The sequence below is a fragment of the Bacillus sp. HNG genome (assembly GCF_003400205.1).
In the GTDB taxonomy this organism is placed as follows: Bacteria; Bacillota; Bacilli; order Bacillales; family Bacillaceae_L; genus Ferdinandcohnia.
Genome location: NZ_QUQV01000006.1, coordinates 53,558 through 65,459, shown reverse-complemented (window position 1 = coordinate 65,459; position 11,902 = coordinate 53,558). Strand labels below are relative to the sequence as shown.

General features: G+C 37.8%; 11 protein-coding genes. 4 read left to right on the top strand and 7 right to left on the bottom strand.

What is annotated here, in order from left to right; all coding sequences use genetic code 11:
* Nucleotides 1–183: 183 nt before the first annotated feature.
* From DZB84_RS12460 to DZB84_RS12440, 6 genes are all read right to left on the bottom strand, one after another.
* Nucleotides 184–1,011 (bottom strand): methyl-accepting chemotaxis protein, encoded by an 828-nt coding sequence (locus DZB84_RS12460; RefSeq protein ID WP_116352595.1) that lies wholly within the window; start codon nt 1,009–1,011, stop codon nt 184–186.
* A complete protein-coding gene (locus DZB84_RS12455; protein ID WP_317616426.1) occupies nt 1,001–2,017 on the bottom strand; it encodes an EAL domain-containing protein in 1,017 nt (338 codons plus the stop codon). Before DZB84_RS12455 ends, DZB84_RS12460 begins: the two co-directional genes overlap by 11 nt.
* Before the next feature lie 644 nt (nt 2,018–2,661).
* Nucleotides 2,662–2,895: a glutaredoxin family protein gene (locus DZB84_RS12450; protein WP_116352594.1), complete on the bottom strand. Its 234-nt coding sequence runs from the start codon at nt 2,893–2,895 to the stop codon at nt 2,662–2,664.
* A 161-nt stretch (nt 2,896–3,056) separates the two neighbouring features.
* Complete coding sequence (tnpB, locus tag DZB84_RS12445) at nt 3,057–4,214, bottom strand: IS200/IS605 family element RNA-guided endonuclease TnpB (protein WP_116352593.1); 1,158 nt, start codon at nt 4,212–4,214, stop codon at nt 3,057–3,059.
* Between the two features lie 186 nt (nt 4,215–4,400).
* Nucleotides 4,401–4,559: a hypothetical protein gene (locus DZB84_RS24915; RefSeq protein ID WP_189655234.1), complete on the bottom strand. Its 159-nt coding sequence runs from the start codon at nt 4,557–4,559 to the stop codon at nt 4,401–4,403.
* Nucleotides 4,560–4,950: 391 nt separating this feature from the next.
* Nucleotides 4,951–5,931: a tRNA dihydrouridine synthase gene (locus DZB84_RS12440; RefSeq protein ID WP_116352592.1), complete on the bottom strand. Its 981-nt coding sequence runs from the start codon at nt 5,929–5,931 to the stop codon at nt 4,951–4,953.
* A gap of 340 nt (nt 5,932–6,271) precedes the next feature.
* Here DZB84_RS12440 and DZB84_RS12430 point away from each other — a divergent pair, with 340 nt between their 5' ends.
* Genes DZB84_RS12430 through DZB84_RS12415 form a run of 4 tightly spaced genes read left to right on the top strand, consistent with a single transcriptional unit; the run spans nt 6,272 to nt 10,396 of the window.
* Nucleotides 6,272–7,849, top strand: coding sequence for a spore germination protein (locus DZB84_RS12430; protein WP_116352590.1), 1,578 nt, complete (start codon nt 6,272–6,274; stop codon nt 7,847–7,849).
* Nucleotides 7,846–9,045 carry a Ger(x)C family spore germination protein gene (locus tag DZB84_RS12425; protein ID WP_116352589.1) on the top strand — a complete coding sequence of 400 codons (1,200 nt, stop codon included), beginning with the start codon at nt 7,846–7,848 and terminating at the stop codon, nt 9,043–9,045. Before DZB84_RS12430 ends, DZB84_RS12425 begins: the two co-directional genes overlap by 4 nt.
* Nucleotides 9,042–9,263: a M48 family metalloprotease gene (locus DZB84_RS12420; RefSeq protein WP_116352588.1), complete on the top strand. Its 222-nt coding sequence runs from the start codon at nt 9,042–9,044 to the stop codon at nt 9,261–9,263. Before DZB84_RS12425 ends, DZB84_RS12420 begins: the two co-directional genes overlap by 4 nt.
* Before the next feature lie 32 nt (nt 9,264–9,295).
* Entirely contained in the window at nt 9,296–10,396 is a 1,101-nt protein-coding gene (locus DZB84_RS12415) for a GerAB/ArcD/ProY family transporter (RefSeq protein WP_116352587.1), read from the top strand.
* Between the two features lie 124 nt (nt 10,397–10,520).
* Here DZB84_RS12415 and DZB84_RS12410 read toward each other — a convergent pair whose 3' ends face one another.
* The gene (locus DZB84_RS12410; RefSeq protein WP_116352586.1) at nt 10,521–11,897 is read right to left on the bottom strand and encodes a 2-oxo acid dehydrogenase subunit E2; all 1,377 of its coding nucleotides are present in this window, start codon (nt 11,895–11,897) and stop codon (nt 10,521–10,523) included.
* Between the last annotated feature and the right edge of the window lie 5 nt (nt 11,898–11,902).

The window sequence follows — 11,902 nt, the reverse complement described above, 5'->3', positions numbered from 1 at the left end:
TTGGATTAAGGAATTGTGAGACTTCTATATTGATTTTATAGTAGCATTGAATGATAATTTGGGTCAATTTTAAGACTCTTGAATTCGAGATATTTTGTTTGCGAATAAAAATGAACAAAAATAGAGCACTGTATTACTGCGCCAAACAGCGTATTCTTGTTCATCTCTTTGGGGGGTATTTCACTAATTAACAGCCACACCTTCAAATTCGCTGATTGTTTTTTCGAATCTACTTTTTGTTTCCTTAACACTTTTTTGTAAATTTTCTGTGATATCACCTACTTTTGTAACTTCAAAAATGATGTGATCCACATTATTATTTACTTGATTAATAGATTCCGAAACATTCCCAGCTAATTTACGGACTTCATCAGCAACTACCTTAAATCCTCTTCCATGTACACCTGCGTGTGCCGCTTCAATTGCAGCATTTATTGCTAACATATTCGTTTGTGCCGAGATATTACGTATTAATTTTGAAACCTCTCTTATTAACTCCGTTTGGCTTTTTAATGATTGTAACGCATCTATTTGCTCAATCGAATTAGTGACCACCAATTCAACTAGTTCTTCTGGCATTTCTTTTAGTTTTGTAATAATATCTCCGGTTCTGTTTTCTCGTTCTGTAATATCCGTAGCCATTTTTAATACACCCTCTACTTTCCCTTCTTCATTAAAAATAGGTATATAAGTTGCTTCAAGCCATAAAAGGTTTCCTCTTTTACCTAGCCGTTGAATTTTCTCTTGAAACTTAAATCCTTTATGGAGGCTATCCCAAAATTCTTGATAACCTCTACTATAGACGAATTCAGTTGTACAAAATTGCTTATGTGACATATTAATCATTTCATCTACTGTATAGCCCAAGGTATTGGCAAAGTTATCATTTACCCAAATAACTTCCTTATTTAGATTGAATTCAATCATTGCTAAACTGGTTTCTAACGCAGACAAAACAGCATCACTGTTTAAAACCTGTCTATTATTTTTTATATTTATGTTATTTTCCATTGTTCTCCACCTTATGTAAGTCGGTATGTATATGAGGAGATGGCTTTCCAAATAGATATCCTTGGAATAACTGATATCCCATATTCCTTAGCCAAAGAAAATCTTCTTTTTCCTCAATCCCTTCAGCAAGTGGTATGGCACCTACTTGAATGGCTGCTTTTAAAAAGTGCTTTGCCGTTTCCTGTTTATCTTTATCCTCTGAAACCCCTTGTACATACCGCATATCCAACTTCATATAATTAGGAGCTAGTTCCCTAAGGACTTCTATTGAACTAAATCCTTCCCCAACATCATCCAAAGCATAGTTAAACCCTTTTTCTTTGTAGTACAACAATATTCTTTTTAGATGTTCTAAATCCTCGACTTGCTCTGTTTCAACTACTTCAAAAACAAAATTGGACGGATCAATACCAAGTTGTTGTGCAAGTTGGACCGTAGATTTTAGACAGTGTTCTGGTGAATAGATAGAAGTCGGCACAAAATTTATAAATACCTTCTTATTTAAAAGGCTAGATTGTTGTACGGCATTCATACGGCAAACCCGGTCCAATGAATACATTCTATTTCTACGTTTTGCAGCTTTATATGCTTCTAATGGTGGTATGGGGTTCCCTACTTCATCGAAAAATCTAGATAAAGCTTCATACCCGTATACTTTCCCCTCTACATCAACTATAGGTTGATAATAACAAGTAACTAGTTGTTCACGTATAACCTTATCTATCCATTGCGATTGGATTAACTCTTCGACTTCATGAATAGGTCTCCATTTTTCTTTATCCACTCGAAAACGTATTGAACTTGTATCTAAATGATCTGTAAAAAAATCATATAACTCTACTATTCCTTCCTCTTTAATCAAGAAAGAAGTTTTTTCCTCATGAATGAGCATGTTATTTCTCTTTAGTTGTTTAATGATATCAGGAATATAATTTCGATTACTCTCACCATCAATTACTATTTCATAGCAAATACTCGTTGGAAAGCAGTTCCTGCAATTAATCAAATGGATTTCCCCCCTTAGTAATAATCATATAATTATTTCTTGTATTGTACAATGTTTATTATAGTATATTATACAAACATTGTACAAATAGATAACAACATTCTATCAACCATACTATTTTAGTTTCATGGAATAATAAAAAGGCCTGTCCTATTGGATACACACTTACTCCAATAGGACAGGTCTAATAGTTTTTATTATTCGGGCTAACATTTTTCAAAAGATCGGCATGTTGTCGTTCGTACCAGACTTTTGAATTCTTACATACAGCGGATCTTCAAGGTCCCTACACTCGGAGGACCTTAAATTGTCCGCCACCAAATAATGCCTTGACGTAATCAAGTTTTGTATTTTCAAAATACACTTTGTCTCTTTCGTTTACCAAAAACTGTATTCCATCCTGTTCAGTGATTTCATCACTATCTAAAGCCGACTCTTCCAGAGTCAGACGAAGCTGTGGTCCCCCTCAGCCAATTCCCATTTCTAAGCGAATAAAGGGCTTTTTACCTTCCTCAATAACATCCTTCACTTCATTTTTAATCACCGATATAGCAGCATGCGTAATTTGAAGCATACGGTCACCTCCTTTACCTTGTAATAATAGAATTTGTAATCCGGTATTGTTTATAACACAACGTACTAAATTATTGCTTTACCAATTGCATAACTTTTTCAGGATCAAATCCTAAAACCCACTGGCCATTAATTTCAGTTTGCGGAACTCCCATCTGCCCTGTTGTTTTAACTAAACGATTTGCAGCAATCGGGTCTTGCTGGACGTTTACCTCTTTAAAAGAAAGTCCATTTTCCTTTAAAAAGTTTTTCATCATTACACAGTAAGGACATGTATTTGTTGTATAGACTGTAATTTGGTTCATAATAAAAGCTCCTTTGTAATCGTATTTTTGAAACGTAAGGCAAACTTTAGCTGAATGCTTTTTGAACCTCCAATGACTAAAGTCACAGGATTCCTACGCTATTACTCCTTATGGAGCAAGGTAAGTAGGCTATCCCCGTAGTCCCTACGGTTCTATAGTGTTTATGCTGTTAAGAGACTTTTCCCTTCGGCAAGTAGATTGATACTTGCATTGTGGTCTCGGTCATGTTGTGCATGACAAGATGGGCATACCCACTGACGTACTTGAAGATTTTTCACTTCTTTATGTTGATAGCCACAGCAAGAGCATAACTGACTGCTTGGAAAGTTCTTAGGAACTACAACAAGTTGCTTCCCATACCAGTTGCATTTGTATTTCAACATCGTGCGAAATTCAGCCCATGAGACATCACTAATGGCTTTGGCTAATTTGTGGTTTTTTAGCATATTGGCCACTTGCAAATCTTCTATAACAATCAGGTCGTGGTTGTTGACCAATTGTGTAGAAGTATTGTGCAAGTAATCCTTTCTTCGATTGGAGATTTTTTCATGAAGTCGAGCGACTTTGACCTTTTGTTGTTGCCACTTCGAAGAACCCTCTATTCTACGAGAAAGGGTACGTTGTTCCTTGATTAATTTTTGTTCCATGTTCCGTAGGAAATGGCGATTTTCAATTTTTTCTTTATGAGAAAACACAGCAAAATCCTTCAACCCAAGATCAATACCGACTTCCTTTTGGGTTTTTGGAAGGTGTTTAATGTTTACTTCTGCAACGATGGATACAAAGTATTTGTCCAAAGTGTTGCGTCTAATCGTTGCATTCAGAATTTTACCTTCCACTTCTCTTGATTTGGCAAAACGAACCCAACCCAATTTTGGCAATTTTACTTTATTGCCGGCAATCGCAATATTTCCATTCGTATATTTTGTTGTATAGGATTGCACAGGGTTCTTTTTGCTTTTAAAACGTGGTGAGCCATTCTGTTTCTTGTAATAACGAGTATAAGCATCATTGAGATTTTCAACGGATTTCTGCAAGGCAATACTGTCCACTTCTTTTAAGAAGGAGTAATGCTGTTTTAATTCTTTGACGGCTTTAATCGACTCATTTTTATTAAAAAATGAGCCTTTCCAGTTGTTAGTGGGAAGTTGACCATTTTGAACCATCAGTTCAACTATATACCAATAAGCATCTTTTTCTTTTTGCTTCCCTAGGAAATGATTAAACACGAAACGAGTACAACCAATGGTTTTATTGATTAAAACTGCTTGTTCATTCGTTGGATAGATGCGAAATTTATAGGCTTTATGTCGATTCAAAATGTACACCTCCTTTGGAAAATAGCTACCCTTATTATAGAACATATGTACGGTTAGGACAACAAAAAAGGTTCAATTCATCTTATGACTAAAGTCAAGTGTGTTCTCGAACTACTACATAAATAAGGTAAAAGGCTCTTCCCAGGAGCCAGACCAATGTTCCTGGTCATATAGGGATCTGTTTTCTTACCGGTTTTCCTTCTTCAGATACGTTAGGTCGACTAATTCCTCAGGAACCGGTTGTGGTGCAATCCCTTTTTTGATTCGGTTTATCAGACATGTTAAATCCTCCCTACATCTATTCACTTTAATTAAAGAATTTCTTTTGTACTTCTTTTTATACATTATATACCCTCATGGGTATATAAGCAATACAAAAGGTAGGGTCTGTCCAACAGAATGGTATATCCGATAAATGATTACCGCAGACGGCTTTAACGGTATACCACTCAACCGTAATTCGATAAATGATATACCGCAATCTGCATTAACGGTATACCACTCAACCGTAAAACGATAAATTGTATACCGCAATCTTCTTTAACGGTATATCACACAACCGTAAACGATAAATGATATACCGCAAATGGCTTTAACGGTATACCACTTAACAGTAAATATAACTTTAGAAGGGTGAGGTTCAAACAAAAATCGGCGGGAATGAATTCGGTTCAATACCGTATTCACACCCGCCAATCACTTTACTATAAAAGATAACTTTTTGAAGGTACATCTACTATTCTAAAATCCCATCAACTGTCTCTAATTCAAAGTTATCAAGCAATGCACGAACCTCATCGGTTGACTCTGTGCTCATCAATTGAACTCTTAATTCACTTGCCCCTCGAAAACCTTTGACGTAGATTTTGAAAAAGCGATGAAGAGGCTTGAATGAACGTGGCTCTATTTTTGAATATTTATCATGGAGGTCAAGATGCAATCTTAAGAGATCGAGTAATTCCTGACTACTATGTTCTCTTGGCTCTTTTTCAAAGGCAAATGGATTTTTAAAAATACCACGCCCTATCATAACCCCATCAACACCATATTGATTAGCAAGCTCTAGGCCCTTTTGACGGTCAGGAATATCCCCATTGATTGTTAAAAGAGTATTAGGTGCCACTTGATCACGAAGCTTCTTAATCTCCGGAATCAGCTCCCAATGCGCATCTACTTTACTCATTTCCTTTCTTGTCCTCAAATGAATAGATAGATTCGCAATGTCTTGTTTCAATACATGTGTTAGCCAGTCGCGCCATTCGTCTATATCCGTGTAACCAAGCCTTGTCTTTACACTTACAGGTAATCCTCCTGCTTTTGCTGCTTGGATTAAATCTGCTGCAACTTCCGAACGGAGGATCAGACCCGCTCCCTTCCCTTTCGATGCCACATTTGGTACAGGGCAGCCCATATTGATATCTATTCCCCGAAAGCCAAGTTCCGCCATTCCAATACTCATTTGCCGGAAATATTCGGGCTTATCTCCCCATATATGAGCCACAATGGGCTGTTCATCTTCTGTAAAAGTCAATCGGCCACGCACACTTTGGTTTCCCTCTGGGTGACAATAACTCACCGTGTTTGTAAACTCTGTGAAAAACACATCCGGTCTTGCTGCTTCACTCACAACATGTCGGAAAACAACATCTGTCACATCTTCCATTGGTGCTAGTATAAAAAATGGCCGTGGTAATTCACGCCAAAAATTATCTGTCATGTTCAAACACAAATCCTTTCATAATGGGATACTCTTCCAACTCTTGTCCCAAAATTAAAAAAGCAAAAATGTTTTTTGCTTCTTTTACACTTATACCATGCTTAGGTACTTTTTATCAAATGTACGTTTTGGATGTCACAGAGATGACCTGAATATTCTTGTTTCACCGGTTGTTCCATGGAAAAACAATTTGAGTTGTATGCTACCTTTCGAGGGATTTTTTTGAAATATGCACAAAAAATTGATACAAGTTTCTACAAATCCAAAAATTGGAACATCGGCATAACCTTTACAGATTGTGCAAATAATACACTTAAAACACGCCAAGGAGAACCAATTAATGAAGTTGTTGGGATTATGGAAAAAGAAGGGCCATTTTCGAAATATACAACTGAATGAATCGATAGATACTTTACCGGAAATCCCTCTACATTCGGAGTTAAAGCAAAATATAGAAGTCCTAAAAACAGTATATAAAGATTGCTCCGATGTGGTATTTCGTGAATTTAGTATCGGCAGCAGCATTAATGCGGTTCTTCTTTACATAGATGGTCTTTCAAATACTGAAGAGGTCGATCAGCATGTGCTTATGCCGCTTATTCAGATGAAAAACCATGAACAAGGTGCCATATTTGAAAAAACAAAAAAGGAAATAACGGTTTCCGATCTTAAGGACATTTACTCGATTAATGATATTTTCAAACAAATTTCAATGGGTAACTCGATTATTTTAATTGAAAAAGAAACAAAGGGAATTTCCATTGGGCTGCCGAAGTGGGAACAACGCAGTATTACGGAACCAGAAGCAGAATCAGTCATACGCGGACCAAGAGAAGGGTTTATTGAAACATTAAGAGTAAATACCTCCCTTTTACGCAGAAAAATTCGCCATCCATTATTAAAAATGAAACAAATAAGTATTGGCCGTTACACAGATACACAAGTCATCGTTGCTTATATTGAAGGAATTGCCGATCGCACTTTAGTTGATGAAGTGACTAGCAGGCTAAAGCGAATTAAGATTGATGGCATATTAGAAAGTGGATATATTGAGGAAATGATTGTAGATCACCCGTATTCTCCTTTCCCACAAGTTTTAACAACGGAACGGCCGGATGTAGCAGGTGCCTGCCTTTTGGAAGGGCGTGTTGTGATCTTGATAGACGGCACCCCTATTACACTAATTGCTCCTTGTACGTTCGCAAGTCTGATGCAGGCACCGGAAGATTACTATAATCCGTTTTATATCAGTACCTTGATCCGTTGGCTGCGATATGTGTTCTTTTTTATTGCGTTGCTCGCACCATCAGCATATGTGGCGATCTTAACGTTTCATCAAGAAATGCTTCCAACCACGTTGCTTTTAACCATTGCTCAAAGCCGCGAACAAATCCCTTTTCCTGCATTGATTGAGGCGTTTATCATGGAAGTCACTTTTGAGGCACTAAGGGAAGCAGGTGTAAGATTACCAAAACAGGTTGGCGCTGCTGTTAGTATTGTCGGAGCCCTGGTAATCGGACAAGCGGCGACGGCGTCAGGACTGGTTTCATCACCGATGGTCATGGTAGTTGCCATTACAGGTGTCGCATCGTTTTTAATGCCAAGATATGCGACCGGTATATCGATTCGTATCTTGCGCTTTCCCATCATGATTCTATCTGGAATGTTCGGTTTATTAGGTGTCATGCTCGGCATTACCGCAATTGTCGCACATATGTGTACCATAAAGTCCTTTGGTGTACCCTATTTCAATTCGATAGCACCACTTAAGATTGAAAATTTAAAGGATGTTTTAATTCGAGCTCCGTGGTGGGCCATGGATACACGACCTGAGTTTTTTTCAAAGGATGCAAGTCACCTAGAGCGTCAGTCCAGTAACCTAAAGCCTGATCCAAGCAAAGGTGGCGACGAAAGTTGAGTTGTATAATCAGACCTATTAAGAAGGCTATAACTTTAATACTTCTGCTTTGCTTGAACTCGATTTTCCTAACAGGATGTTGGGACCGCACTGAGGTAAATGATTTAGCTCTCATTTTGGCAGCAGGTATAGATAAGGGCGAAAAAAACAATATTGAATTATCCGCCCAAATTTATATCCCTCAAGGATCACAAGGCGGACAACAATCCGGGATGTCCAGCGGTTCCAGCAGTAATCAGTCATTTGTTAGGTCAGCTGAAGGAGAAACCATTGCTGACGCGATGGCGCGACTCCAGGAAGAACTGACAAGGAAGGTTTTTTGGGGCCAAAATGAGGTGCTCATTATTGGTGAAAAATTAGCAAAGGCAGGGATAAGTGATGAAATTGATTTTTGGTTGCGACACTCGGAACCTCGCATACGCGCTGATGTTTTTGTTTCAAAAGGAAGGGCAAAGACTGTCTTAGGGGCCATACCTGAATTGGAAAGAGACGCAGCAAAACAACTACGTAAAATCGTCAAAACACATATAGGTGTGGAAGTAACAGTAAAGGATTTATCGCAGATGCTATCAGGTGAATCAGCTCCAGCCGTACTTCCTTGGGTCGAAGAACTTCCACCATCACTAATGGATTCAAAGAAAAAAGAAATCCCCATCATTAATGGAGTAGCCATTTTTAAGGAAGGAAAAATGGTAGGAAGATTAGATGACAAGGTAACAAGGGGGATTCTTTGGCCTAGAAATGAGATTAAATCAGGTGTAATTACGATTGCTTTTGATGACGAAGATGGTCACATCTCCTTACATTTATTGAGGAGCCATACTGAATTGACCCCCTCCATAAAAGATGGAAAATGGAGTATGCACATTAATACAAACGTAGATCTTGAGGTTATCCAAAATACGACAAAAGTAAACTTATTCAATCCCAAGGTCATAAAAAAAGCTGAGCAAAAGGTTAGAGATGAGATTGAACAAAGAGAACGCTTAGCTTTCTCGGAAGTTCATAAAAAATTAAATGCTGATATTTTCGGTTTTGCGGATGAATTCCAGAGAAAATATCCACAAATATGGAAGCAAAAGAAAGACGAATGGAATGAAATATTTCCGGAAGTGGCCGTTTCTTTTGAAACCAAGGTAAAGATCGAAAGAACCGGTTTGGCAACTGGACAAGGTCAAAGGGGTGTTGAACATTGAGGATTGGAGGGATAGTAGGCGTAACAGTTATATTGGTGTTTATTTTCTTTTACCAATGGCCCCAGTTGAAGAAAAGTGGAAGAAAAGTAAGAATGGTCTTTTTTTCGTTGATGCTGCTTAACTGGGTTCTTGCAGTTTTGCTTGTGATCTTTCCAGAAATGCCAGGACCTGGGCAATTAATTGATTTCATCTTTAAGCCATTTGAACCCTTTTGGTAAATAGACTCCTTTTAGAAAAGGATTGAACAAACATGATTGAAAAAGGTAGAATTGCCTACTTAGAGTTATCTCTCATTATGTATGCAACAATTGTAGCTACGTCCATACTTTACATTCCATATATCACAGCACAACATGCAAAGCGTGATTTGTGGTTATCTCCCATATGGGGTTCTTTGACCGGCTTTCTCATCGTCATCATTATTGTAAAGCTTTCTAAGCTATATCCAGGGAAAACACTAATCGAATATTGTGAACTTATTCTTGGTCGGACTTTAGGCAAAATCATCGCGGTCATTTACTTGTTTTTTTTATTACACGATACCGCTATCGCTTTTAGGGAATATGGTGAGTTCATAGAGAGTGCTTTTTTGCATAAAACGCCAATCATTTTTGTAACTGGCAGTATTGCCCTTTCTTGCGCGATTGCGGTCCACGGGGGCATTGAAACGATTGGAAGATGTGCCACTATCTTTATGCCGATTGTATTAGCTCTTTATATCCTGATTTATATCTTATTAATTCCTGATTTGAATGTAAAAAATATGTTTCCAATTATGCAAGATGGGGTCATGCCCTCCATTAAAGGTTCCATTGCACCACATGCCTGGTTAAGTCAATTTTCATTGATGTCATTCCTGATTCCGTTTTTAACGAATCAACAAAAGGTTTTGAAATGGGGAATGTTTTCTGTCATTGCCTGCGTCTTAACCATGGTATTTATTAATCTTGGGAATCTTTTATTATTTGGAGGAATTCTTTCTAACCTACATTTCCCTGTGTTTGAGGCTGCAAGATATATAAGTATTGGTTCTTTTTTTGAACATATTGAGTCAATCGTCATCGCCTTTTGGGCTCTTGGCGGATTTGTACAACTTTCTGCCTTTTTTTATATGCTCGTGCTCGGTACTTCACAGTGGTTAACACTGCCAAGTTATAAACCGTTTATATTACCAATTGGTTTTTTAATTATTATCTTTTCAGTCTGGTCAATTCCCTCATTTGAAGAAATGATACGAGGAATGGGGACAACCATGCCATTTTACTTTTTAACCGTTCAGTTACTCATTCCGATTTTACTCTTAGCTGTTGCAGTCATACGTCGGAAGAGATCGAAAACGTCCCAACCGTAATTTTTTAGGTTACCAATCATGCTCTAGATAACCGGAATTGCGTATCGTAACAAGTGATGCGTTATTCAAAGAAAAACTGCCCTCGTTTTTTTGAGGACAGTTCTCTTTTTGCAACACTATTAGATTAATATGCTAATAACAAATCAGGTTCGTGAACCAATTTTTTAAATTCATTTACAGCCTTCTGTGCGGTAGCTCCATCAATTAAGCGGTGATCATAGCTTAAGGATAAAGCCATAACTGGTCTAATTTCAATTGCATCATCGATGACAACGACTTTTTTCTCAATACGACCAAATCCTAGAATACAGGATTGTGGTGCATTAATAATAGGAGTAAACCAAGCTCCTCTTTCAGAGCCGATATTTGAAATGGTGCAAGTACCGCCAGACATTTCATCTGCTTTAATCGAACCTTCCCTCGCCTTCTTGGAAAGTTCTTGAATCTCTTTGGCAATATCAAAAAGTGATTTTTGATCAGCGTTTTTAATAACTGGAACCACTAAGCCACGTTCTGTATCAACCGCAATTCCCATATTATATTGTTTATGAAGAATAATTTTATCATTTTGATCATCTAATGAAGCATTTAACATTGGATATTTTTTAAGAACTTTTGTTAAGGCTTTTACGATGTAAGCAAGATAAGTGAGTTTAACGTCTTCCTCACTGAAATACGCTTTCGTCTTTTGTCGATGATCTACTAAACGAGAGACCTCTGCCTCGTCAAAATGTGTAACATGTGGAATCGTTGTTTTAGAATGGACCATTGCATTCGCGATGACTTTGCGAATGCCTGAAAATGGAATAACTTCATCCACCGTTGATGGAGATTTTGAAACTTCTACATTTGCTTGAAGTGCCCGATCCACATCAATTTTCGTAACTCTTCCATTTGGACTCAATGCTTCGATTTCTTCTAAATTAATATTGTTTTCACGTGCATATTTACGGACTGATGGTGCTGCAATAACTGTTCGAACTTTCTTTTCCACTTTTTCAGTAGGTTGGCTAACCACTTTCTCAATCGTTTCTTCTGCAACTGGTTGATTCAATGCCTCCGCCGCTTCCCGAATATCATCTAAACTAAGTTTTCCGGCTGGGCTTGTTGGTGTGACCTTTTGCCAGTCCACACCAAGTTGTTTCGCAAGTCGTTTCACTCTTGGTGTTGCTCTGACTTCAACCACTGTCTCAACTTCTTGAGAGTTCTCCACTACTTCGACAGTTGTAGCTGTTTCTAATTCTGCATCAGATTCACCCGAGGAATTTGTATCAAGGACAACGAGGACTTCATCCACTTTAACTGTATCTCCTCTTTGTTTTTTAATTTCCTTAATATAACTAGATTCAGGTGCTTCTATTTCAGATACAGCTTTGGCTGTTTGAACTTCTACTAATGTCTGCCCTTTTTCGATATAGTCACCTTCTGATGCATGCCAGAAGGTGATTAAGCTTTCATCATTGTCTTCAGATTGACGAGGTAGTTTTACTTCGATAGCCATGGTGT

Excerpts from the sequence above, each read along its gene's own strand:
- DZB84_RS12460 (WP_116352595.1), bottom strand. The coding sequence starts at position 1,011 with ATGGAAAATAACATAAATATAAAAAATAATAGACAGGTTTTAAACAGT.
- DZB84_RS12450 (WP_116352594.1), bottom strand. The coding sequence starts at position 2,895 with ATGAACCAAATTACAGTCTATACAACAAATACATGTCCTTACTGTGTA.
- DZB84_RS24915 (WP_189655234.1), bottom strand. The coding sequence starts at position 4,559 with ATGTATAAAAAGAAGTACAAAAGAAATTCTTTAATTAAAGTGAATAGA.
- DZB84_RS12440 (WP_116352592.1), bottom strand. The coding sequence starts at position 5,931 with ATGACAGATAATTTTTGGCGTGAATTACCACGGCCATTTTTTATACTA.
- DZB84_RS12430 (WP_116352590.1), top strand. The coding sequence starts at position 6,272 with ATGAAGTTGTTGGGATTATGGAAAAAGAAGGGCCATTTTCGAAATATA.
- DZB84_RS12415 (WP_116352587.1), top strand. The coding sequence starts at position 9,296 with ATGATTGAAAAAGGTAGAATTGCCTACTTAGAGTTATCTCTCATTATG.
- DZB84_RS12410 (WP_116352586.1), bottom strand. The coding sequence starts at position 11,897 with ATGGCTATCGAAGTAAAACTACCTCGTCAATCTGAAGACAATGATGAA.